Here is a 23189-nt window from a genome sequence, read left to right as displayed (position 1 = left end):
GATAATGGTAGAGTTTGGCACTTTCAAAGTTCTGATTTAGGTGAGGCATTGGATAAGTCACTAGAATGCGAAGGCTCATCAACTGTATTTCAAATAAGGTTTTAAGATCTTTATTATAATAAATTATTACGAGTCACTTAGTGAGTTGAAGTTAACCTACACTATTATATTTTTTAATTAACCCTAGGGCACCCCTTAGTTATCTTTTGGGTCAGTGGCATCACTGTCAAAACGTTTTGGATCTTTTGGGAAGTAAAGTTCAGACTGTTGATCACATAATGAAAACTCTCGAGTATTTTTATACGGTAACTTCATAAAGCCAGCAACTCCTACGTCTATAATCCCCACCGCATATTGCATCAATTTATTTAACAGCCGTTTAAATTCAGTTTCTTTGCTTGCATCCAATAAACGATAGTAATGATGTATTTTCATTCGATCTGGTAGAGCTTCAAAAATAATACACCCCGTATGATGGATCTGATTAAGCTCAAATACACATTTTATCACTTTATTTGGCAGTTTTAATTGCTCATCAGGATCTTTACCATCTTCAAAATAAGAATGCGGTCTCGTTACATCTGAACTTTTTAAATTCATAACTTCATAATCAAGTTCAGGAAGTTGTTCAAATTTAAATGCACCGGTGCCATCTCGCTCTAATTGAATCGTCTTACGTGCATCAAACAGGCAACACTTAAATAATCCTTTTTGGCTTATACCTTGCGCTAGCATCACCGTATTATTAATAGCTTGCGTGAATGCATGACCTAAACTCTTATCATGCATAATTAAAGATGATTCCACATACAACGAGTCTTCTTTCCAATGAAAGCTTAAACCTCCTACTGCGGGATATTTCGCTAATCGACTAATTGATGCTAAAAATGCTTTTTCAGTATCACCAGTATCAAATAGAAACTCTTTATAATAGCGATCAAGTTGGGCATCGTTTACATCTAATAATTGCTGATTATGATCTGCTTGGCGCAAAAATTGTTTTCGTGAGCTGTAAACAACTGTATCTGGGTGCTCATTATCACTGCCGTACCAAAATGGAATATGTGCTCTTAGCTCTTTATTTAAAGTTACTGGCGGTAAATATGCTTTTGCCATACTTGGCATATTGCGTATAAAATAATCACCCGCGCGATCGCGTATTGCTTTGTCTTTTGACAGCATGCCATCAATTACTTTAGCAAGCTCTATAGGTAATCCTAATGAACTTGCAGGAATAACTTGAGCGCCAAACCGGCATGACTGTGCAGAAGCCAGTGCATATAAGGTAGAAGCCACCCCTTGTTCATCAAATCGTGGGGATGATTTGGCACCTGACATTTGCTCATCACCTATAAAGTACACATCCCCCATTCGCGCATTTGTAGTACTTAAATCACCAGACATTAGATCCATAAAATTACTGGCTATCGGGTTACCCGCACTGTCGACTTGGGCATACACAGAACTCCCCCAATCCACCAGCGATAATCCTTGGTTAGCTTCATCCCACACTAAGTTAGAAGGCTTGATATCACCATGAACTATAGGCTGAGGCGTTAGCCCATTTTTTTGATTACGTAGATCAATTAATACATTACGTAATTTAAGCGCAAGATCTGTAATTGCAGCAGCACTAAAACGCCCTCGTTTTAGTGATACCTTTTCTAAGTCTTCTCCTAAAGCGCGGGCCATCATTAGGATCCCTTGCTTTTTTATTCTCTCAAAAGCATAAAATTTCGGTACTAGTGGGTTATCAACCTGAGAAAGCATATACGCTTCATCTTCAAGCCTATCACGCACACTTTGAGCGAGTGTAATACGAGAAAATTTGAAAACCCAAGGTTGTTTTTTGTCATCTAGTCCTGCAAACACAAAGCCAAATGCGCCAGAGCCAATCATTTCTACATCAGAATAACCAAGTAAGGTAAGCTGTTTTATACAGATATTAAGCCATTGGCGATGTTTTTTAGCATCATGATGCGAAAGCAAATACACAGACTGCTCTTCATTGATGTAAAAATTACGGATTTCTTTGGCTTTCACTGAATATCTCAATAATGTGGTTTTTGATACGTTATGAGCTCAATTATTCTTTTTATAGCATTGAATTACAAGAAAACCCCACGACTATTTAGCACCTGCTGGCACAGCAGATTAAAAATCATTCAGCTCAGTGAGCAAATCAAGACATGACGTATGTAATCGAGCAAAATAGCAAACCACCCTTAGTGAGACTTAAAGGTGTTAGCTTGGTTTTGTAAGGTGTAGCTAAGTATTTTATGCAGGCTTTATTAAGAGAGTCAATATAGTATATAAACCTAATTAACTGGTATTTAAACAGCTAGGGCGTGTTGACCTTTCGTGATTTATTTTGCAGCAGTCTGTTTGGTATTTAGGCAAGGCAGCGCCTATGGTGTGTGGTTGTTCCCCATAAATAGGCGATAACGCAGTATAAATGCCAAACATGCGCTGCCCAAAGGGTTCTTCCTAGGGGCGATTGACTCTTTGTTACCTACATGGATGTAGGTAAGGGGCGCGAGCAGGACGCGGAAGCTTTGCTCGGTTTTTACTTAACCCGCTAGGTTACAAACCTCGCGCCGCGATTAAATCGCCCCTAGATTGAACAAATTTCAATCCACAAAGGTCAACACGCCCTAGTGCTCGCTGTTTAAATAATCAATTACATCCTCTTGTAGATCAACGTACTCATCATCATTCATATGTAAAACATCAAGTGCTTTCACCTCAATTGTATTCCATTCAGTTAAGGGGGTCCCCCGCTTAACTAAGTTGACTAAATTCTCTGACATCTTAAGGATTGCAAAGCTAATTTGCATATCACTGTCTGTAACATCGTCTAGAATACTCAAGTCATGGTGGTTGAGTATTAATTTACATATCTCTTTTGGTAAGTGCCAACTGTTTGCAAAATAATACCCAACAATCGCATGGTTTGTATTGTATAAACGCTCTTCAATCTCAGTGATACTTTCTTTACCGGATTGGTTAGATAAATGAAGTGCTTTTAAGTAGCTATCGTATTTAATAGCCATTGGCGGAACACCGCAATCATGAAAAAGACCTAAAGTGTACAAAGATTCAATGGCTATTTGCTTCTTAAATCGCTGACCAATCATCATATTTACATTAGCTATTTCTGTCGATGTGTCCCAAAATCGCTCTAAACTGATACAGCTATTTTCTGCAGCGAACATATGCTTTAATTTAAGCCCTTGTACCAGCGCGTTAACACCATCCCAACCAAGAAACATAACGGCTTGCTTAATATCTGAGACAGTACGAGATAGACCATAGGCGGGGGAATTTATAATTTTTAGTATCGCTGATGAAATCGCTAAGTCTTTAACAACAACATCTGCTGCATCAGCAATAGAAGCATCATCTAGTGCTGCTAAATTTTGTAAATCACTGAGTATTTGCGGTTTTGGTGGGATAATAAAATTTCTGTTTATATCTGTTAATATTTGTTCATTAATTTCTATCATATATATTAAATCCCAAAGTCGATTATTAAATAATACCGAAGAACAAATAGAGTATTAATATTAGAAGGTGATCGAGACAATGGCAAATTGGCTTTAAATGTATAAATACAGCAAATAAATACATGATTAGTAGCATTAGCATGGCTCCCAAACAAAACACTGTACATACACACAGTCAATTTGAATCGCGAGTATATTTGTACCAATCGTGTTAAGTTAATGACCATTTATAGCGAAAGATAAATACAGTGATAACAAGGTAGAAATTTTGACATGCAGTCGTACATGAAAAATTACTAACGCAGTTAGCGCTTTATTTAGTCCGCTAGAATGGTTAAATTTTTAAGCCGATTGGTATTAGCTACTGCCTTAAAAAAACGGCAAGCCAAGGCTTACCGTGTAATAATAACTATTGCTTGCTTAGCTTTACAAGCGTATACCACCATCAATTTCTACAACGCGACCGGTGAAAAAGTCGTTTTCGATAATGTACTGCGCAGTATGGGCAATTTCCTCCGCTTCACCAAAACGCCCAACCGGCGTTACTGCTAACATGCGCTGCTTTGCCTCTGGTTTCATGGCGTCGGTCATTGCTGTGCGAATAACACCTGGCGCAATAGCACCCACTCGAATACCAAAACGGCCAAGTTCTTTAGCCCAGCCTGTAGTCATAGCAACAACACCCGCTTTAGATGCTGCATAGTTAGTTTGACCAATATTTCCAGCACGAGCAACACTGGACATATTTACAATCACGCCACCTTTGCCCGACTCAATCATGTGACACGCAGCTTCACGGCCCGCTAAAAACACACCGGTTAAGTTCACATCAATTACTGACTTAAATTGATCAAGTGCCATTTTAGCAACCACTTTGCCTTCTTTGGCTTTGATAAACATACCATCGCGTAAAATACCGGCATTATTAATTAATACCCCAATATGACCAAAATCATTGTTGATTGTATTAAACGTACTCACTATGGCGTCTTCATCCGTTACATTGGTAACGTATGCTTTTACAGTAGTGCCATGCCCCTCAAGTTCAGCCACTGCTGCATCAAGTAAGTCTTGCTGCATATCAATCAAGGCAATGTTAGCGCCTAACTGAGCAAATTTATGCGCCATTGCAAAGCCTAAGCCTTGTGCGCCGCCGGTGATCACTACGGTGTTGTTTTTAATTTCCACCTGTTACTCCTTTGAGAATAATTTAAATATGGCACTAAAATCATCACTGCCAGCACCTTGATGCTGCAACATAGTATAAAGATTTTTTGCCATTGACCCCATTGGGGTTGATGAATTACTTTGCTGCGCTGCTTCCATCGCAAGGCCTAAATCTTTTGCCATTAAATCAACCATAAAGCCCGGTTTATAATTGTTACTTGCGGGAGCTGTGTCCATTACGCCTGGACACGGGTTGTAAAGTTCAAGCGTCCAGTTGCGACCCGAGCTTGCCGTCATAATATCGCTCAGTACTTTTGGATCTAGACCATTATTAATACCCATTTGAATTGCTTCGCTGGTACCTGCCATTAAAATGCTCAGTAGCATGTTATTACAGATTTTTGCGACTTGCCCCGCACCGATATCTCCAGCATGAAAAATATTTTTACCCATATCAGCAAGTACAGGTTGTGCTTTAGCAAAGTGATCATCAGCACCGCCTACAATAAAGGTCAGTGTGCCTGCTGTTGCACCTGCAACTCCACCCGATACCGGCGCATCTACAAAAGCAATGCCATGTTCACTAAGTTCAGCCCCTACTTCACGCGCCGATGCAGCATCAATGGTCGAGCAATCTATTACTAAGGTCGATTTTGCTAAAATATGTACAAGGCCAGTCTCACCTAAGTACAGTGATTTAACGTGCTTACTCGCAGGGAGCATACTGATCAACACATCAACATCACTTGCACAGTGTTTGGCGTCTGTCGCTTCAATCGCGCCCTGCTCGGCAAGTTGATTTACGACCGATTGGTTTAAATCAAACACCTTAACCTGATGGCCTGCTTTAACAAGGTTTGCAGCCATAGGGCCGCCCATATTTCCTAAACCAATAAAACCGATAGAAAGTGACATATCATTATCCTTGTGTAAGTTGTTTAAGTGGATGCGAGTCATTATCCCAGCGAGCAGTAAAGAAACTCTCAATTAATTGCGCAGGTAATTGCTCAATTGTTTTAAATTGCCAGTTGGGTGCACCGTCTTTATCAATCAGTAACGCGCGGATACCCTCTTGAAATTCACCGACTTCACCACAGCGAACCGACATAGCCAATTCCATTTGAAAACACTCGCCTAAGCTTTTACCTTTTGAGTTAGCAAGTTGGCGCTCAACTAGAGCACAACTTAATGGGCAACCATGCTTTAATGATTTTTGCGCACGTGTAATCCAAACGTCATCAGTGTCTAGGTTTAAAATGTAATTAACTTTCTCTTTTAAATCTGTAAACTCAGCGAGTTTTTGAATAGTCGCTAAATTAGCTTTTACATTTCCTTTTGGCATGCGCCCGGATATGTTATCAAGCTCGGTTAGTAATGTAGTGAGTTTATCATGATTTAACGCAGCTGTTTTTCCCCACTTAATCGCAGCGAGTTGATCAATCATACTGTCGTACTTATCAGCTTTAACGTAGTGATCAGCCAACGATACAAACATCGCATCATCGCAATTAATAGACGCTGCGGTTAGCCCTAAAAACAAGCCAACATGCTGGGGCATTTTATGTAAAAAGTAACTTCCGCCTACATCAGGGTATAAACCAATTGTTAATTCTGGCATGGCAATACGGGATGTTTCGGTCACAACACGGTGGCTAGCACCCGCCATTAAACCAAGGCCACCGCCCATTACAATCCCGTTACCCCACACCAAAATCGGTTTGTCGTAACAATGGATTAAATGATCAAGACGATACTCTTGGGTAAAAAAATCTTCAATTAAGTTGGCAGGCTCGCCAGTTTTCATTGCGTTATGTAAGCTAACTACATCACCGCCAGCACAAAAGGCTTTCTCCCCTGCACCTTTGAGTATAACCATGGCAATATTACTATCATCTGCCCATGCAATTAGCTGCGGCTCTAATAGTTTGATCATGTCAAAATTGAGGGCGTTTAACGATTTAGGAGCGTTGAGTGTTGCAAAGCCAATCAACGAGCCATTTTCTGCACGCGCTGTTTCAAAAACGACGGGGGCATCCTGTGTGTTTAATAGCGTTAACTCAACCATTAGCCGTTCACCCAATTTGCCTTACGTTTTTCTAAAAAGGCGTTAACCCCTTCTTGCTGATCTTCTGTATCAAACAAACCAACAAACAACTCGCGTTCGAGTGGTAATGCATGCGCCATGGGTTGAGTGCGACCTTTTTGTATCAACGTTTTACAAGCGCTTACAGCAACAGGGCTTTGATCGGCTACTTGGTTAGCAAGTTTAAGTGCTGCGGAAAAGCTTTCACCTTGTGGTACCACTTCTTCGACTAAACCTATTTGCAGGGCTTTATCCGCTTTTAAGCGCTCGCCACACAAAATCATCCGTTTTGCCCAGCCTTCACCAACAAGCCAAGCAAGGTTTTGTGTGCCACCAGCACACGGCAGTAAGCCAACTTTGGCCTCTGGCAATGCCATTTGTGCTTGCTCTTCCGCTATACGAATATCACACGCCAAAGCCACTTCTAAACCGCCCCCCATGGCATAGCCATTAATTGCAGCAATTGATACACCTCTAAACGCTGTTAATGCTTCAAATGCTTCGCCAAATACCTGCGACATGGTCGCTGCTACGCCTTTATCACCACCTGCGAATACATTTAAGTCAGCGCCCGCACTAAAAAACTTTTCACCTTCACCAGTGATCACTAATGAATAGACGTTTTTATTATCGTTTAGCTCATTTACCGTGTCTTTTAAGGCTATCAAGGTGTCTTTAGTCCAGGTATTCGCTGGCGGGTTAGACATGGTTAAAATCGCTACGTGGCCTTCAATGGTTAAATCAATACTTGGGTTTGACATTTCGCGTTCCTTATAGAATATCGGCTGCTGATTGCGCTAAAATACGACGAGCAATAATCACCCGCATAATTTCGTTAGTACCTTCAAGAATTTGATGAACGCGTACATCTCGTACATGGCGCTCAAGTGGGTATTCTTTGATATAACCGTAGCCACCATGAATTTGTAATGCATCATTACACACTGTAAAGCCTACATCGGTGGCAAAACGTTTTGCCATGGCGCAATAAGTGGTTTTTTCACTGTCGCCTGAGTCGAGCTTAAACGCTGCTAATCGCACCATTTGGCGCGCTGCAACAAGTTCAGTATTCATATCGGCTATTTTAAATTGCAGTGCTTGAAACGCAGCCAGTGGTTTACCAAATTGCTCGCGTTCTTTTAAATATTCACGGGCTGTTTGTAGTGCGGCTTGGGCAGTGCCAATTGAGCAGGTTGCAATGTTGATGCGTCCGCCATCTAGGCCTTGCATTGCAAATTTAAAGCCTTCTCCCTCAGCGCCTAATAAGTTGTGTGCGGGTATGCGTACATCTTCAAAACTAATTAAGCGTGTAGGTTGTGCATTCCAGCCCATTTTTTCTTCAGCTTTGCCATATTCAATACCTTTAGTATCAGCAGGGACTACAAAAGCAGAAATACCGGCAGCGCCATCACCGCCAGTACGTGCCATGACTACCAATACTTCGGTTTCACCCGCGCCAGAGATAAACATTTTTGAGCCGTTGATCACGTATTCGTCGCCATCACGCACCGCTTTGGTTTTCAATGATGCAGCATCTGACCCAGAGCCTGGCTCTGTTAAACAGTAAGACGCTAGTAACTCGCCCATTACCAGTTGGTCACAATATTGCTCTTTAGTTTGCTCAGTTCCAAAACTTGCGATCATCCAAGTGGCCATATTATGAATGGTCAACATCGCAGTGGTTGCTGTACAGCCCATCGCAAGCTGTTCAAAAATAATGCTTGAATCTAAACGCGATAAACCTAAACCACCGGCTTCCTCTGGCGTATAAAGACCACAAAACCCTAACTGACCTGCGGCTTTAATGGTGTCTTTAGGAAAAATATGTTCACGGTCCCACTTTGCTGCGTGTGGAGCGAGTTCTGATTCAGCGAATTGGCGAGCAGTTTGTGCAAATGCTTGTTGATCTTCAGTTAAATTAAAGTCCATAGCAGGCCTCTTATTTATAATTTGTTGTCGGTAAAATCTATTCGTGAAGAGCAGCGAAGGCTAAAAATGTGCCCGCCTTCGCGCCCCTCTTTTTTATTATGTGGAGTAAGTTAAATTAATTACTTAAGGTTGATACTCATATTGGGGCCTGACGCAATATCGTCTTCAAACCAGCGTGAGGTAATGGTTTTAGTTTCAGTGTAAAAACGAATGCCTTGTTTACCGTAAGTATGCGTGTCACCGTAAAAAGAACCTTTCCAACCAGTAAATGAGAAGAACGGCAGTGGCACAGGAATTGGCACGTTAATACCTACTTGCCCTACTTCAATTTCGTGTTGGAACTTACGCGCAACAGCGCCACTTGAGGTAAATAACGACGTGCCGTTACCAAATGGCGAATCATTAATAAGTGCAATGGCTTCATCTAGTGAATCAACAAACATACATGCCAGTACAGGACCAAAGATTTCTTCTTTGTATAAATCCATGTCAGTCGTTACATCAGTAAATAAGGTAGGTCCTACCCAGTTGCCTTGCTCAGAACCTACAACAGTAAAGTCAGAACCATCAATTAAACACGTTGCACCTTGTTCTTTACCTTGGGCAATCAATGATAAAATACGCGCTTTGGCAGCCGGTGATGTTTGCGGGCCGTATGCCGCATCTTTATCATCCCATACACCTGGACGAACATTAGCAAAACCTGCTTTAATGTCGTCAACCCAGTCTTTTGCTTGACCAACGAATACTGCCACTGAAATTCCCATACAGCGCTGACCTGCAGCACCAACAGAGGCACCAACGAGATTATTTACCACGTGCGAACGACTAGCATCCGGCATGATCACCATGTGATTTTTTGCACCAACACAGGCTTGTACACGTTTTAAATTTGCAGTGCCTTTTGAGTAAATGTATTCACCCACACCACAAGAACCCACAAATGAGATTGCGCGAACGGCTGGATCTTCTAATAAACGATCGACCTGTGGCTTAGTACCATGTACCACTTGCAAGACGCCTTTTGGCGCGCCCGCCTCAATAAACAGCTCGGCTAAACGCATAGGCGTTAGTGGATCTTGTTCAGACGGTTTTAAAATAAAGGTGTTACCGCACACAATCGCCAGTGGAAACATCCACAGTGGGATCATTGCAGGGAAGTTAAATGGCGTAATACCTGCGCATACACCCAGTGGTTGCATATATGAATAAGTGTCGATTTTACGTGCCACATTCTCCATCGTCTCACCCATCATTAATGAGGGTGCATTCGCTGCTTGCTCAACCACTTCAATACCGCGCCAAACATCACCTTTAGCATCTTCAAACGTTTTACCAAGCTCATGACAAATGATGGTCGCTAATTCGTCATGATGCTCTTTTAATAACGCAGCGTATTTCATCATAATGCGCGCACGCTCAGTGATTGGTACGTCTTTCCACGTTTTAAAGGTGTCTTTAGCTGATGTAATCGCTGCAGCCATTTCTGCGTCTGTAGCACACGGAACTTGCGCTAACACTTCTTGGTTTGCTGGATTAACAACATCAATAAGTTGATCTGATGTTGATTGAATAAATTCGCCGTTGATCAGTAATGGTACTTGGTGCATAACGCACTCCTCCCCAGAGGGTAATTGGTTAAGCCGCAGTAGTTATTATTAAAAGAGCCTGCGGCTGTGAGAGTTTAAGTTTTTTAAAAATTAGAGTGTTTCGACTGCTAAGGCTACCGCTTCACCGCCACCAATACATAAAGAGGCAACGCCTTTCTTAAGACCACGATTTTTAAGTGCATGAATAAGGGTAACTAAAATACGCGCACCGCTGGCACCAATAGGATGACCCAGTGCACAGGCACCGCCATTAACGTTAACTTTGCTTTCATCAAGTTTTAACTCGTTGATGGCAAGCATAGTCACCATGGCAAAGGCTTCATTAATTTCCCAAAGGTCAACGTCGTTCGTTGTCCAGCCTGCTTTTTCAAGTAAGCTATTCATAGCGCCAACAGGCGCAAGTGTGAATTCACTTGGTTTTTGTGAGTGTGTGCTGTGCGCTACAATACGACACAGTGGCGTAAGCCCTTGTGCTTTAGCATGTGATTCACTCATCAAGATAAGTGCAGCGCCACCGTCAGAGATTGACGATGAATTTGCAGCAGTAATAGTACCGTCTTTTTTGAATGCAGCACGTAGACTTGGGATTTTTTCTGGGCGTGCATTACCTGGTTGTTCGTCAATACTAACTGTCACGTCACCTTTACGGCTACTCATAGTATGCGGTGCAACTTCGCTATCAAAATCACCATTTGCAATCGCTGCATTGGCTTTACTAAGCGAGTTAAGTGCAAACGCATCCATTTGTTCACGGCCAATACCGTATTCATCAGCAGTATCTTGAGCAAAACAGCCCATCGCTTTATTATCGTAGGCGTCTTCTAGGCCATCACTCATCATGTGATCTTTAATTTCACCGTGACCCATACGCATACCGCCGCGTGCCTTTGGTATAAAATACGGCGAATTAGTCATGCTTTCCATGCCACCTGCAATCGCGCTATTAATTGAACCCGCTTTAATTAAATCATGCGCGAGCATCGCCGCTTTTAAACCTGACCCACATACTTTATTAATTGTGGTAGCACCCGTGCTACGCGCAAGGCCTGCTTTTAACATGGCTTGACGTGCGGGTGCTTGGCCTAAACCGGCTGGCAATACACAGCCCATAATGACTTCATCAATAGCATTATCGCTTAATCCCGTATCAGCAAGCGCGCTGGCAATGGCTGTTGCACCTAACTCAGTGGCATCTGCACCGCTAAGGGCACCCATAAAACCACCCATCGGGGTACGTTTTGCTGCTACAATAACAACGGCTTCGGTAGTCATAAAAAAGGCTCCATTTTATAATTGGCAATATTCATGTGTGAGCGATAAGCCAAACACTGTATTTATAATCTGCTTATGAGCATACATAATATTTACGTTTACGCCAACGTAAATCTAAAATCAAGATTTATACGCTCAACAAAAGTGTAAACATATCTTTATTTTTCTGTAGATTAATACAAACAGTGTAGCCTCAACCCCTGCTATAACTGATAACTGCCTTCAATACACTGCACATTATATTAGTCTAAAGTATAAGTTCTACAATCCACTTTACCTTTACGTAAACTTCACTTATATTGGAGTTATTCGAATGAGGTAAAAACACTATGAATCAAGATAATCAAACAAATTTTGCAAGTTCTGCCGCAGAGCCTGCAAGTAATGAACAAACTTTTAGTATCAGTGAACTGGCTAAAGAGTTTGATATAACCACCCGCTCAATTCGCTTTTATGAAGATCAGGGCTTAATTTCACCTGAGCGTAATGGCCAAACCCGTATTTATTCAAAACGCGACAAAGTGCGTTTAAAACTTATTTTACGTGGTAAGCGTTTAGGTTTTACTTTGGCTGAAACAGGCCGTTTGTTTGAACTTTATGATGCAGATAAATCCAGCGCTAAGCAGTTAGTGACTATGCTTGACTTAATTTCAGATAAAAAAGCTGATTTAAGCCAACAAATGGATGACATTAAAGTAGTCTTGATGGAATTAGTCACCGCAGAGCGTCGTTGCCGCGATACCTTAAATAAATTAGATGAATAAAAGAGCTTTAAACTATAACGATTAAATGACTATTCATTAACAGTCTCTCACACAGGAATGAATCATGAGCACTATTTCACTATATAAAGAAATGAACTTTGGCCTAGGCGAAACAGCCGATATGATCCGCGATCATGTTAATAGCTTTGCCAGCCAAGAAATTGCCCCTTTAGCAGAGAAAACCGATCTTGATAACGCGTTTCCTAACCAGCTTTGGCCACAATTAGGCGAAATGGGTTTGTTAGGTATGACAGTATCTGAAGAGTTAGGTGGTGCGGGCCTTGGTTATTTAGAACACGTAATCGCGATGGAAGAAATAAGCCGCGCCAGCGCGTCTATTGGCCTAAGCTACGGTGCTCATTCAAACTTGTGTGTTAATCAAATTAATCGTAATGGCTCGCAAGCGCAAAAAGAAAAATACCTACCTAAATTAATTAGTGGTGAACATATTGGTGCGCTGGCGATGAGTGAGCCTAATGCTGGCTCTGATGTCGTATCAATGAAGCTTAAAGCTGAGAAAAAAGGCGATAAGTACATTTTAAACGGCAATAAAATGTGGATCACTAACGGCCCTGATGCCCATACTTTAGTCATCTACGCAAAAACTGATTTAACCGCAGGCGCTAAAGGCATTACCGCATTTATTGTTGAAAGTAACTTCCCTGGTTTTTCTACGGCGCAAAAACTCGACAAACTGGGCATGCGTGGTTCAAACACTTGTGAACTGGTTTTCGAAAACTGCGAAGTGCCAGAAGAAAACATCCTTGGTAATTTAAATGAAGGCGTTAAAGTACTCATGAGCGGCCTTGATTACGAGCGCGTAGTACTTGCAGCAGGCCCACTGGGCATAATGCAAGCCTGTATGGACATCGTTGTACCGTATATTCATGAACGTAAACAGTTTGATACACCTATTGGTCAATTCCAACTGATTCAAGGTAAAATTGCCGACATGTATACACAAATGAATGCAGCTCGTTCATACGTATATACAGTAGCGCGTTCGTGTGATCGTGGTGAAACAACCCGTAAAGATGCTGCTGGTGCAATTTTATATGCCGCAGAGCTGGCAACCAAAATGGCATTAGATGCCATTCAAATCCTCGGTGGCAATGGCTACATTAATGAATACGCAGCTGGACGTCTATTACGTGACGCAAAACTGTACGAAATTGGTGCAGGTACGTCTGAAATTCGCCGCATGTTAATCGGCCGCGAATTATTCACTGAAAGCCGTTAAGGATAAACGCGATGACTATTTTAAAATCAAGCGTTAACCCCCACGATCCGCAGTTTTTACAAAACCATAAAAACATGGCTGCGCTGGTTGATGATTTACGCGATAAAGTAAGCGAAATTAGCCAAGGTGGCGGCCTTGCTCTTATTGAGCGCCATGAAGGTCGCGGTAAAATGTTTGTTCGTGAACGTATTAGCACATTAATTGATGAAGGCTCACCCTTTTTAGAAATTTCACAATTTGCAGCCTTTGGTGTATATGAACAAGCCATTCCGTGTGCGGGTGTTGTTGCCGGTATTGGCCGCGTAAAAGGCGTTGAATGTATGATCATCGCCAATGACGCCACAGTCAAAGGCGGAACGTATTTCCCGCTAACAGTAAAAAAACACCTACGCGCGCAAGATATTGCTGAGCGTTGTCATTTACCCTGTATTTATTTGGTTGACTCAGGTGGTGCAAACCTGCCAGAGCAAGACGATGTATTCCCAGATAAACTGCATTTTGGTCGTATTTTTTACAATCAAGCCCGTATGTCTGGAAAAGGTATCCCGCAGATTGCTGTGGTTATGGGCTTATGTACCGCAGGTGGTGCATATGTACCCGCCATGGCTGATGAAAGCATTATCGTAAAAGAGCAAGGCACTATATTTTTAGCCGGCCCGCCGCTCGTTAAAGCGGCCACTGGTGAAGAGGTAACAGCCGAGGAACTTGGTGGCGCTGACGTGCACTGTAAAACATCTGGCGTGGCTGACCATTACGCTGAAAACGATGCTCATGCGCTATCAATTGCGCGCCAATGTATTGAACGCATTAACTATCAACGCCCTACTTCACCATTATTGGATGATGCGCTCAATAAAGTAAAAGCGCCACGTTACGACATTAGCGAGCTATACGGCATCGTCGGGACTGATCTGAAAAAGCCCTTCGATGTACGCGAAGTAATCGCCCGCACTGTGGATGACTCATCATTTGATGAATTTAAACGTTACTTTGGTGACACATTAGTGACTGGTTTTGCGAAAATTTATGGACACCCTGTTGGCATTGTTGCTAACAACGGCATTTTATTTAGTGAGTCAGCCCAAAAAGGCGCACACTTTATTCAACTGTGTGCCCAACGCAATATCCCCCTCGTATTTTTACAAAATATCACCGGTTTTATGGTGGGTAAAAAATACGAAGCAGAAGGTATTGCTAAACACGGCGCTAAAATGGTGATGGCGGTATCATGTGCTGATGTACCAAAATTTACCGTTTTAATTGGTGGCTCTTATGGCGCTGGTAACTATGGTATGTGTGGCCGCGCATTTGAACCTACCATGATGTGGATGTGGCCAAATGCCCGTATTTCGGTCATGGGCGGCGAACAAGCTGCAGGTGTAATGGCACAAGTTAAACAAGATGGTTTAGCGCGTAAAGGCCAAAGCATGACTGATGAGCAAGTTACTGAGTTTAAAAAGCCCATTATTGATCAATATGAGCAGCAAGGTCATCCGTATTATGCCAGCGCCCGTTTGTGGGATGACGGTATTATTGACCCCGCTGATACGCGCAATGTGCTTGGCTTAGCGCTAAGCGCAGCAGCTAATGCACCTAAACGTGATTCGCAATTCGGCGTATTTAGAATGTAAGGAAGTGAGTATGTCAGTAACACTACAAATAACTAAATCAAATGTGGCTGTCCTCGTTTTAAGTCGCCCTGAAAAGCGCAACGCCTTTAACGAGCAAGTAATCCAAGAGCTAATTCAATGTATTGAACACGCCAATACCTTAGACGTGCGCGCGTTGGTTTTAAAAACCGAGGGCGAGCACTTCTCGGCTGGTGCGGATCTCAATTGGATGAAGTCGATGGCAGATAATGACTTTGCTGAAAATCTTGCTGACTCAAAACAACTTGCCAAACTTATGCATGTATTAGCAAGTAGTCCACTGCCCACAGTCTGTGCCGTGCAAGGTGCCGCTTTTGGTGGCGCACTGGGTTTAATTGCCTGTTGCGATATTGCCATTTGCCAAGACAACGCACAATTTTGTTTAAGCGAAGTTAAACTCGGCCTAATACCTGCGGTCATTAGCCCTTATGTAATAAGAGCGATTGGCGAACGCGCTGCAAGACGGTACTTTTTAACCGCAGAGATTTTTGATGCACACACAGCCAAACAGCTAGGCTTAATACATCAAGTAACGGGCAAACTTGAATGCGCCCTTGATCAGCTACTTGAAACATTGATCAATAACGGTCCTGTTGCCGTACGTGCTGCCAAACAATTAATTAACGATGTTGCCGGGCACGAAATTAATGGTCAAATTGTAAACTTAACTGCTGAGCGCATTGCTGAAATACGCGTATCTGAAGAAGGCCAAGAAGGGCTTACTGCCTTTTTTGAAAAACGCCCGCCAAATTGGCAAAAATAGGGATCCCCATGAGCACACAATCATTACAAAAAATTCTTATTGCTAATCGCGGCGAAATTGCATGCCGTGTGATGCGAACTGCAAAACAAATGGGTTTAACCACTGTTGCGGTTTATTCAGATGCCGACAAAAATTCACAACATGTAAAGCTTGCCGACGAAGCATACCATATTGGTGCAGCGCCAAGTAAAGACTCCTATTTAGTCGCTGATAAAATTATGCAAGTAGCGCTGGCTGCTGGCGCTGATTGTATACACCCAGGTTACGGGTTTTTATCTGAAAACAGTGAGTTTGCAAAAGCTTGCGAAGCAAATAATATTGCCTTTATTGGCCCACCAGCCAGCAGCATTGAAGCCATGGGTTCAAAAACCCGTGCTAAAGAAATTATGGCAGCGGCCAATGTGCCCTTGGTGCCTGGTTACTATGGAGATAAACAAGATCCGGCCTTTTTGCAAGCAGAAGCTGAAAAAATTGGCTACCCAGTACTAATCAAAGCAGCCTTTGGCGGCGGCGGTAAAGGCATGCGTGTTGTAGAGCAAGCAAAAGACTTTATCAGTGCTTTGCAAGGCGCACAACGTGAAGCAATTGCTGGCTTTGGTAACGACTTAGTGTTACTTGAGCGTTACGTAAACAAACCGCGCCATGTTGAAGTACAAATTTTTGCAGATAACCACGGTAACTGTGTGTATTTAGGCGATCGTGATTGTTCATTGCAACGTCGCCACCAAAAAGTGATCGAAGAAGCCCCTGCGCCTGGTTTATCTGATGAACTACGTAAGGAAATGGGGGAAGCCGCTGTTCGATGCGCCCTTGCGATTAATTATCGTGGTGCGGGTACTGTTGAGTTTTTGCTGTGTGGCGATGAATTCTTTTTTATGGAAATGAACACCCGCCTGCAAGTCGAACACCCAGTGACAGAAATGGTGACCGGTGTTGATCTAGTCAATTGGCAAATAAACGTCGCCGCTGGTAAAGCATTACCACTTGCGCAAGATGACATCCAGTTACAAGGTCACAGTTTTGAAGCGCGTATTTACGCAGAAGATCCAAGTAATGACTTTATCCCCTGCTCTGGCACGATTAATGGCTTGTATATACCAGCTCAATCTGAATATGTACGTATTGATACCGGTATTTTACAAGGGGATGAAATAAGCCCTTTTTATGACCCTATGATCGCTAAATTAATTGTTCATGATGACACCCGTGAACACGCATTAGCACGATTAAGAACAGCACTTGAGCAATTCCATTTAGCGGGCTTTAGCTGCAATGTAAGCTTCTTACATAACCTTGCTGATCACGCCACTTTCAAACAAGGTGCGCCAGATACGCATTTTATTGAAGAGCAAGGTGACACCTTACTTACAGTTGATAACAAGCAACGTTTGATGAGTACCGTAATCGCGGCATTTAGTTATTTATCTGGCTTAAATAATATAGCCAATAGCAGCCCATGGGATCGTCTTTCTGGCTTTAAACTCAACATAAAAGCGGCAATTAACATCCCGTTTTCTGATCATATTATAACTGCAACCCCACAGCAAAACGGCTTTATAATCACGATTGACGGAGTTGACTATACAACCTCCGGCAGCATTGAAAATAGCGGATGCAGCATGTTTATTAATGGCGATAAGCACACATGTCATGTTGTAAACACTGACAATGTAATTACAGTGATGTACAAAGCGCTACAAAGCACGTTTGATGTAATAGACAAACATTATGTGAGCGAGCACGAAAGTGATGCTCTGCCACTTGCAGCGCCGCTCAATGGCACTGTCGTTAAGCACCTAATTGACATTGGTAGCGCAGTCACTAAAGGTGACGCTGTGGTTATCATCGAAGCAATGAAAATGGAATACACCCTCACCGCCCCGCATGATGGCGTGTTACAGAGTTATTGTTTTGCTGAAGGCGCATTGGTTAGCCATGGGGCCTTATTGGCAATTGTCACCGATGAGAGCTCAGCAGATGAATAACACACTCCCAAGCCATGTTCGCATTGTTGAAGTGGGCGCACGTGATGGTTTACAAAACGAAAGCGCTGTAAGCACCCAAGATAAAATAAAGCTTATTACAGCCCTTGCTGATGCGGGTATTACTGATATAGAAGCCGGGGCGTTTGTATCACCCAAATGGGTGCCGCAAATGGCAGACTCAAGTGAAGTAATAAGCGCGCTTACGTTACCTAATACAAATTTAACCGCGCTTACGCCCAATTTAAAAGGCGCAGCAGCCGCGCATGCGGTAGGTATTAAAGAATTTGCTATATTTACTGCCGCAAGCGAAGCATTTTGCCAAAAAAATATTAACTGCTCGATTGACGAAAGTATTGCCCGCTTTGAAGATGTAATGGCGTTTGCCAAAGCACATAATATTCGTGTGCGTGGGTATGTAAGTTGTGTACTTGGCTGCCCGTATGAGGGTGATATAGACCCACAACGTGTACTTGAAGTAAGCCAAAAGCTATTAGCCCTTGGTTGTTACGAAGTAAGCCTAGGCGACACCATTGGTATTGGCACAGCTAAAAAAGTGGACGAGCTGTTAGATGTATTATTAGCACACATTGACAAATCGTTGTTGGCTGTTCATTTTCACGACACTTACGGACAAGCGCTCACAAATATTTACACTGCCCTAAAACGAGGTATAGCAACGGTTGACAGTGCAGTTGCAGGCCTTGGTGGCTGCCCTTATGCAAAGGGAGCGTCAGGAAATGTTGCCACCGAAGATGTAATTTACTTACTCCAAGGGCTTGGCATAAACCATGGTATTGATTTACAAAGGCTAGCTCAAGCTGGTTGGGCAATTTGTACGGCATTAAATAAACAACCTGTGAGCAAGGTTTCCTTGGCACTTAAAAATCAAACTACTGATTAATAGTCTATATTTAACACGTTGATCAGCAGTCATATTAATAAAATGAGGAGTGGGCCCATGGCCGGTTTCGATAAAGTAGTTTCAAGTTATGAAGCTGCAATGGAAGGCTTAAAAGATGGCGATACTATTATCGCTGGTGGTTTTGGTTTATGCGGGATCCCTGAAGGGCTAATTAGCGAAATCAAACGTAAAAAAACCACCGACTTGACCGTTGTGTCTAATAACTGTGGTGTAGACGATTTTGGTTTAGGCTTATTATTGCATGACAAACAAATTAAAAAAATTATTGCTTCCTACGTGGGTGAAAACGCCCTATTCGAACAACAATTATTAAGCGGTGAAATAGACGTAGAACTAACACCTCAAGGCACACTTGCAGAAAAAATGCGTGCTGGCGGTGCTGGTATCCCCGCGTTTTATACAGCCACTGGTTATGGTACGCCTGTAGCCGAAGGCAAAGACGTTAAAGAATTTAATGGCCGTCCTTATATACTAGAAGAATCAATTACCGGTGAATTTGCTATTGTTAAAGCATGGAAAGCAGACCGCTATGGTAATTTAGTATTTCGCCACACTGCCATGAATTTTAACCCAATGGCCGCAACAGCGGGTAAAATAACCGTCGCTGAGGTTGAAGAAATTGTTGAACCAGGTGAACTTGAGCCAAGCCAAATTCATACCCCTGGTATTTTTGTTAATCGCGTGATCAAAGGCAGCTTTGAAAAACGCATTGAACGTGTAACCACTCGCGATTAAGGAGCAATAATCATGGCATTATCACGTGAACAAGTCGCAATGCGCGTTGCACAAGAACTACAAGACGGTTATTACGTCAATCTCGGTATTGGTATTCCTACTTTGGTAGCTAACTATGTACCAGATCATATTGAAGTGATGTTACAGTCTGAAAATGGCTTACTCGGCATGGGTCAATACCCAACAAAAGCAGAACTTGACGCAGATATGATCAACGCGGGTAAAGAAACCGTGACAGCAGCCAAAGGTGCGGCCATATTTAATAGTGCAGATAGTTTTGCAATGATCCGTGGTGGTCATGTAGACTTAACAGTCTTAGGTGCATTTGAAGTTGACCAGAACGGCAGCATAGCATCGTGGATGATCCCAAAAAAGCTGATTAAAGGCATGGGCGGCGCGATGGACCTTGTCGCTGGTGCAAAAAATATTATCGTTACTATGACTCATGCAAGTAAGCATGGAGATTCAAAACTTTTAGAAAGTTGCTCATTACCTTTAACTGGCGTTAATTGTGTAAAGAAAATAGTAACAGATTTAGCCGTACTTGAAGTTAGAGACGGCGCTTTTCATCTGCTAGAACGCGCACCTGGCGTATCTGTCGATGAAATTATTAGTAAAACAGCAGGTAAATTACTTGTTGATGGTGAAATCCCAGAGATGGTTTTTTAAACTAACTCTTAATTTCACTCTGTACCGACCTCATTCCCAGTGCCAATGGCGCTGAGTTACCCAAAATCCCTCGCAAGAGGGATTTTTTTTGCCTATTAATTTTTACAAGTTCGTAATGCTTAAAACTAATGACTATTCACTGATATGATGATTCTCATATTTATCTGCCAAACGAGGGGGCGCTGACTGTTCATACAAGTCGATTAACTCATCAAGCGTTTTTTTAGTGGTAAGAAAAGCGGACAAGCTTTTATCTTTTAGTGTTTCACCGCCACTGTCTTTAATGCGAAGCGGATCGATTGCGCGCCCATGCTTATGTATTTCATAATGCAGATGCCTAGCTTGACTGAGTCCGGTATTGCCTAAATAGCCGATTGTTTGCCCTTGTTTTACATGCACGCCCTTTTTAATTCCCTTTGCAAACCCGTTAAGGTGCGCATATAAAGTCAGATAACCCCTTGCATGTTTTATTTTTACTACGTTACCAAAAGATCCTTCTCGGCCAGCTTTGGTGATAACACCTTTCCCTGCAGCAAAGATAGGTGTCCCAATCGGGGCTCCAAAATCAATGCCCTTATGAATACGCGTATAACCTAATACAGGGTGCTTTCGTTTACCAAAGTAAGATGATAATCGCGCCCCATCTAATGGGGTTTTCATTAAAAAACTACCCATTTTACGCCCTGCATCATTATAAAAGTCATTGTTACCTTGTTTATCAGTAAAGGCGTATAAACGAGAGGTTTTATTACCTAATACTAATTTTGTGAATTCAATACTTGCAAGTTTCGTTATCGCTGGATTTTCCACTAAAGCGTGTTGTTTATAAATAACAGCGAATTGGTCGCCACTGCGCAGCTCACGTTGAAAATCGACCGTATACGAATACAAAAGTATAAACTGTTGGATCACATTCACCGGTATATTATTTTCTAAGGCACTGTTGTATAAGCTCGTTTCAACACGTGCAGCTACATAAATGGTGGCAGTTGTGGTTGCCAACTTTTGGGTTGTAACTTGCCAGTTTACAGCTTGCTTTTCTATCACAATACGCTTTTCAAACGCAGCAAAAAAAGTCACTTTTTGTAGAACCCCTTGCTCAAGATACACAGTAAACTGTTCACCTACGCGTAATTTATTGGCTGGATAGACTGGCTCTAGTTGCTCTGCTATTTGCCAAATTTCTTGCGCAGTTAAACCATAAGGCGTGAGTAAATGTGCCAATGTTTGCCCTTTGGCAAGCGCTATTGTCTGCATAGTTGTTTTAACGAGCAATTTTTCTCGATTGTTATTCACGTTGTAATTATTCACTGATTTATCGCTGTGTGCTGTGCAGCAACTCTTCTCAGGTACGCGATTAATACTGGGATCAGTACAGGCACAAAAAAGTACCAAGCATATAAAAATAAAGCTTTTCATAATTCTCTCTATTAAATTTTGGGCGCAGTGATCCCCAGGGCATGCCCTGAGGTAATCATTATTAAAGCGCTACAGGTTTAAATATAAATTGGGATTGAGACGTTGATTATTTTCTAATAGCTCAAAATGTAGATGAGGCCCCGTTGTGCGCCCTGTTTGCCCTACCTTGCCAATTACATCGCCTGATTTAACCACCTGGCCAGTTTTAACATTAAGGGCACTTAAATGCGCATACAGAGATTGTTTACGATCATTGTGCTCAATTAGAATCACAGTGCCGTAATTTTTGTGCAGACTCGTATTATCAGCAATAATCACTTTGCCACTAAAGCTTGCAATAATATTTGTACCTGTGAGCGCAGCAAAATCAATGCCTTGATGGGGTTTATCGCCACGAAAACTATTTACATCATCAAAATCAGAGCTGATCCAACCTGTCATTACAGGGTTAAACCCTTTCTCTTCATTGACAGTCATATTTGGCGATTGTGCAAACACCATAAAACCTGACGATATAACGCAAAAGCACAGCAGGATAAATACATTCTGTATTTTAAATCTAAATCGGGGTTGATCCAACATGGCAGCTCGGATCCGTTGTTCAAATTCGGCTTTACTCCCTAGAGGATCGCCAAAGAAAGAGCTGCTGGCTTGTGGGATAATCGCTTTGTTTAACCTTAAGCTAACCAATAATGTTTTCGCATAATCCATTTTATGATCTGGATTTTTTGCCAATACAGCTGCGTCACAGTTTAATTCCATGGCCATTAAAAACCGTCGTTCAAACCATTTTATAAAAGGGTTAAACCAAAATACACAACAGATAAGCCGAAACAATAGTACAGTGCGATTGTCATTACGATGTATGTGCATTAGTTCATGCTCTAACAAGAGTTGCTGCTGCACAGGTGACATTTTCTCAATTGTATTGGGTAATACAAGTACATGGGAAAACAAGCCAAATACAAATGGTGAATGGTTTATTTCACTTACTTTGATATTTATATGCTTTTTCATAATAAAAGCTTGTTGGTTAATTGAAAAAATACTGAGATTGGTAATATTTTTAGCATTATTTATCACGCGTTTTATTGCAACCACTCCTTTAATAAAAGTGTAAAAACCGTATAAAAATGAACATAATAAAATACCAAATACACAGTAAACACTATTAACAAACACATTGTTGTGTATCTCTACTGTATCAAAATTAGCATGTGTTCCTACTAACATGGGCGATGCACCTTCAATACTTTGCAGCAGTGCCACAGGTATAACCGTATCAATTGCTAATATTGACAACGGCAGTATAGGCAGTAATGAAAGTCCCGCGAGTAACAGCCAAAACCTTGACCACTCGTAAACACTTTTGGCATGTTTTTTTACCAATACACTTAACCCTGCTAACACCGCACTGCTTATAAAGCACACCAGTAATGGGATTATAAAAGTGCTTAGCAACCCATAAACACTCAT

The 23189-nt window shown here is 42.0% G+C and carries 19 protein-coding genes; 8 read left to right on the top strand and 11 right to left on the bottom strand.

The genetic code is table 11. From position 1 onward, the window contains the following. Positions 1 to 195: 195 nt before the first annotated feature. The 9 genes from ADS77_RS06690 to ADS77_RS06650 all read right to left on the bottom strand — a co-directional run bounded on the left by ADS77_RS06690 (position 196) and on the right by ADS77_RS06650 (position 11567). Positions 196 to 2043 (bottom strand): protein kinase domain-containing protein, encoded by a 1848-nt coding sequence (locus tag ADS77_RS06690; protein WP_054453515.1) that lies wholly within the window; start codon positions 2041 to 2043, stop codon positions 196 to 198. 611 nt (positions 2044 to 2654) lie between these two features. Further along, on the bottom strand, positions 2655 to 3506 hold the full coding sequence (locus tag ADS77_RS06685) for an HDOD domain-containing protein (protein ID WP_054203674.1): 852 nt from the start codon (positions 3504 to 3506) through the stop codon (positions 2655 to 2657). 426 nt (positions 3507 to 3932) lie between these two features. Next, positions 3933 to 4694 (bottom strand): SDR family oxidoreductase, encoded by a 762-nt coding sequence (locus tag ADS77_RS06680; RefSeq protein ID WP_054453513.1) that lies wholly within the window; start codon positions 4692 to 4694, stop codon positions 3933 to 3935. Positions 4695 to 4697: 3 nt separating this feature from the next. Further along, the gene (gene mmsB / locus ADS77_RS06675) at positions 4698 to 5588 is read right to left on the bottom strand and encodes a 3-hydroxyisobutyrate dehydrogenase (RefSeq protein WP_054453511.1); all 891 of its coding nucleotides are present in this window, start codon (positions 5586 to 5588) and stop codon (positions 4698 to 4700) included. A gap of 4 nt (positions 5589 to 5592) precedes the next feature. Further along, positions 5593 to 6738, bottom strand: a complete 1146-nt coding sequence (locus ADS77_RS06670; protein WP_054453508.1) for an enoyl-CoA hydratase/isomerase family protein — start codon at positions 6736 to 6738, stop codon at positions 5593 to 5595. Then, positions 6738 to 7517 carry an enoyl-CoA hydratase gene (locus ADS77_RS06665; protein WP_054203670.1) on the bottom strand — a complete coding sequence of 260 codons (780 nt, stop codon included), beginning with the start codon at positions 7515 to 7517 and terminating at the stop codon, positions 6738 to 6740. Before ADS77_RS06665 ends, ADS77_RS06670 begins: the two co-directional genes overlap by 1 nt. A gap of 10 nt (positions 7518 to 7527) precedes the next feature. Further along, positions 7528 to 8685, bottom strand: a complete 1158-nt coding sequence (locus ADS77_RS06660; RefSeq protein ID WP_054453506.1) for an acyl-CoA dehydrogenase family protein — start codon at positions 8683 to 8685, stop codon at positions 7528 to 7530. A gap of 119 nt (positions 8686 to 8804) precedes the next feature. Beyond that, positions 8805 to 10295, bottom strand: coding sequence for a CoA-acylating methylmalonate-semialdehyde dehydrogenase (locus ADS77_RS06655; RefSeq protein WP_054453504.1), 1491 nt, complete (start codon positions 10293 to 10295; stop codon positions 8805 to 8807). A gap of 90 nt (positions 10296 to 10385) precedes the next feature. Continuing rightward, on the bottom strand, positions 10386 to 11567 hold the full coding sequence (locus ADS77_RS06650) for a thiolase family protein (RefSeq protein ID WP_054453499.1): 1182 nt from the start codon (positions 11565 to 11567) through the stop codon (positions 10386 to 10388). A gap of 329 nt (positions 11568 to 11896) precedes the next feature. Between ADS77_RS06650 and ADS77_RS06645 the strand changes: the two genes are divergently transcribed. The 8 genes from ADS77_RS06645 to ADS77_RS06610 all read left to right on the top strand — a co-directional run bounded on the left by ADS77_RS06645 (position 11897) and on the right by ADS77_RS06610 (position 20294). Beyond that, entirely contained in the window at positions 11897 to 12331 is a 435-nt protein-coding gene (locus ADS77_RS06645; protein ID WP_054203666.1) for a MerR family transcriptional regulator, read from the top strand. 64 nt (positions 12332 to 12395) lie between these two features. Continuing rightward, the gene (locus tag ADS77_RS06640) at positions 12396 to 13571 is read left to right on the top strand and encodes an isovaleryl-CoA dehydrogenase (RefSeq protein WP_054203665.1); all 1176 of its coding nucleotides are present in this window, start codon (positions 12396 to 12398) and stop codon (positions 13569 to 13571) included. Between the two features lie 11 nt (positions 13572 to 13582). After that, positions 13583 to 15202, top strand: a complete 1620-nt coding sequence (locus ADS77_RS06635) for a carboxyl transferase domain-containing protein (protein WP_054203664.1) — start codon at positions 13583 to 13585, stop codon at positions 15200 to 15202. A gap of 10 nt (positions 15203 to 15212) precedes the next feature. After that, on the top strand, positions 15213 to 15983 hold the full coding sequence (locus tag ADS77_RS06630; RefSeq protein ID WP_054203663.1) for an enoyl-CoA hydratase/isomerase family protein: 771 nt from the start codon (positions 15213 to 15215) through the stop codon (positions 15981 to 15983). A gap of 8 nt (positions 15984 to 15991) precedes the next feature. Beyond that, on the top strand, positions 15992 to 17968 hold the full coding sequence (locus ADS77_RS06625) for an acetyl/propionyl/methylcrotonyl-CoA carboxylase subunit alpha (protein ID WP_054453495.1): 1977 nt from the start codon (positions 15992 to 15994) through the stop codon (positions 17966 to 17968). Further along, positions 17961 to 18869, top strand: coding sequence for a hydroxymethylglutaryl-CoA lyase (locus tag ADS77_RS06620; RefSeq protein WP_054453492.1), 909 nt, complete (start codon positions 17961 to 17963; stop codon positions 18867 to 18869). The genes ADS77_RS06625 and ADS77_RS06620 overlap by 8 nt, the downstream gene beginning before the upstream one ends. A gap of 57 nt (positions 18870 to 18926) precedes the next feature. Beyond that, positions 18927 to 19625: a CoA transferase subunit A gene (locus ADS77_RS06615; protein WP_054203660.1), complete on the top strand. Its 699-nt coding sequence runs from the start codon at positions 18927 to 18929 to the stop codon at positions 19623 to 19625. Positions 19626 to 19637: 12 nt separating this feature from the next. Next, positions 19638 to 20294 (top strand): 3-oxoacid CoA-transferase subunit B, encoded by a 657-nt coding sequence (locus tag ADS77_RS06610; protein ID WP_054453488.1) that lies wholly within the window; start codon positions 19638 to 19640, stop codon positions 20292 to 20294. Positions 20295 to 20426: 132 nt separating this feature from the next. Here ADS77_RS06610 and ADS77_RS06605 read toward each other — a convergent pair whose 3' ends face one another. Both ADS77_RS06605 and ADS77_RS06600 read right to left on the bottom strand, forming a co-directional pair. After that, positions 20427 to 21713 carry a M23 family metallopeptidase gene (locus ADS77_RS06605; RefSeq protein ID WP_054453486.1) on the bottom strand — a complete coding sequence of 429 codons (1287 nt, stop codon included), beginning with the start codon at positions 21711 to 21713 and terminating at the stop codon, positions 20427 to 20429. 69 nt (positions 21714 to 21782) lie between these two features. Next, positions 21783 to 23189: a M23/M56 family metallopeptidase gene (locus tag ADS77_RS06600; RefSeq protein WP_054453483.1), complete on the bottom strand. Its 1407-nt coding sequence runs from the start codon at positions 23187 to 23189 to the stop codon at positions 21783 to 21785.

The organism is Pseudoalteromonas porphyrae (assembly GCF_001298125.1).
GTDB classification, from domain to species: Bacteria; Pseudomonadota; Gammaproteobacteria; order Enterobacterales; family Alteromonadaceae; genus Pseudoalteromonas; species Pseudoalteromonas neustonica.
The sequence above is the reverse complement of the archived record's forward strand: the minus strand, read 5'-3'. Positions and strand labels throughout refer to the sequence as shown.

Coding starts and splice junctions, on each gene's coding strand:
- ADS77_RS06685 (WP_054203674.1), bottom strand. CDS start 3,506: ATGATAGAAATTAATGAACAAATATTAACAGATATAAACAGAAATTTT.
- mmsB (WP_054453511.1), bottom strand. CDS start 5,588: ATGTCACTTTCTATCGGTTTTATTGGTTTAGGAAATATGGGCGGCCCT.
- ADS77_RS06670 (WP_054453508.1), bottom strand. CDS start 6,738: ATGGTTGAGTTAACGCTATTAAACACACAGGATGCCCCCGTCGTTTTT.
- ADS77_RS06665 (WP_054203670.1), bottom strand. CDS start 7,517: ATGTCAAACCCAAGTATTGATTTAACCATTGAAGGCCACGTAGCGATT.
- ADS77_RS06660 (WP_054453506.1), bottom strand. CDS start 8,685: ATGGACTTTAATTTAACTGAAGATCAACAAGCATTTGCACAAACTGCT.
- ADS77_RS06655 (WP_054453504.1), bottom strand. CDS start 10,295: ATGCACCAAGTACCATTACTGATCAACGGCGAATTTATTCAATCAACA.
- ADS77_RS06650 (WP_054453499.1), bottom strand. CDS start 11,567: ATGACTACCGAAGCCGTTGTTATTGTAGCAGCAAAACGTACCCCGATG.
- ADS77_RS06645 (WP_054203666.1), top strand. CDS start 11,897: ATGAATCAAGATAATCAAACAAATTTTGCAAGTTCTGCCGCAGAGCCT.
- ADS77_RS06640 (WP_054203665.1), top strand. CDS start 12,396: ATGAGCACTATTTCACTATATAAAGAAATGAACTTTGGCCTAGGCGAA.
- ADS77_RS06635 (WP_054203664.1), top strand. CDS start 13,583: ATGACTATTTTAAAATCAAGCGTTAACCCCCACGATCCGCAGTTTTTA.
- ADS77_RS06630 (WP_054203663.1), top strand. CDS start 15,213: ATGTCAGTAACACTACAAATAACTAAATCAAATGTGGCTGTCCTCGTT.
- ADS77_RS06625 (WP_054453495.1), top strand. CDS start 15,992: ATGAGCACACAATCATTACAAAAAATTCTTATTGCTAATCGCGGCGAA.
- ADS77_RS06620 (WP_054453492.1), top strand. CDS start 17,961: ATGAATAACACACTCCCAAGCCATGTTCGCATTGTTGAAGTGGGCGCA.
- ADS77_RS06615 (WP_054203660.1), top strand. CDS start 18,927: ATGGCCGGTTTCGATAAAGTAGTTTCAAGTTATGAAGCTGCAATGGAA.
- ADS77_RS06610 (WP_054453488.1), top strand. CDS start 19,638: ATGGCATTATCACGTGAACAAGTCGCAATGCGCGTTGCACAAGAACTA.
- ADS77_RS06605 (WP_054453486.1), bottom strand. CDS start 21,713: ATGAAAAGCTTTATTTTTATATGCTTGGTACTTTTTTGTGCCTGTACT.
- ADS77_RS06600 (WP_054453483.1), bottom strand. CDS start 23,189: ATGAGTGTTTATGGGTTGCTAAGCACTTTTATAATCCCATTACTGGTG.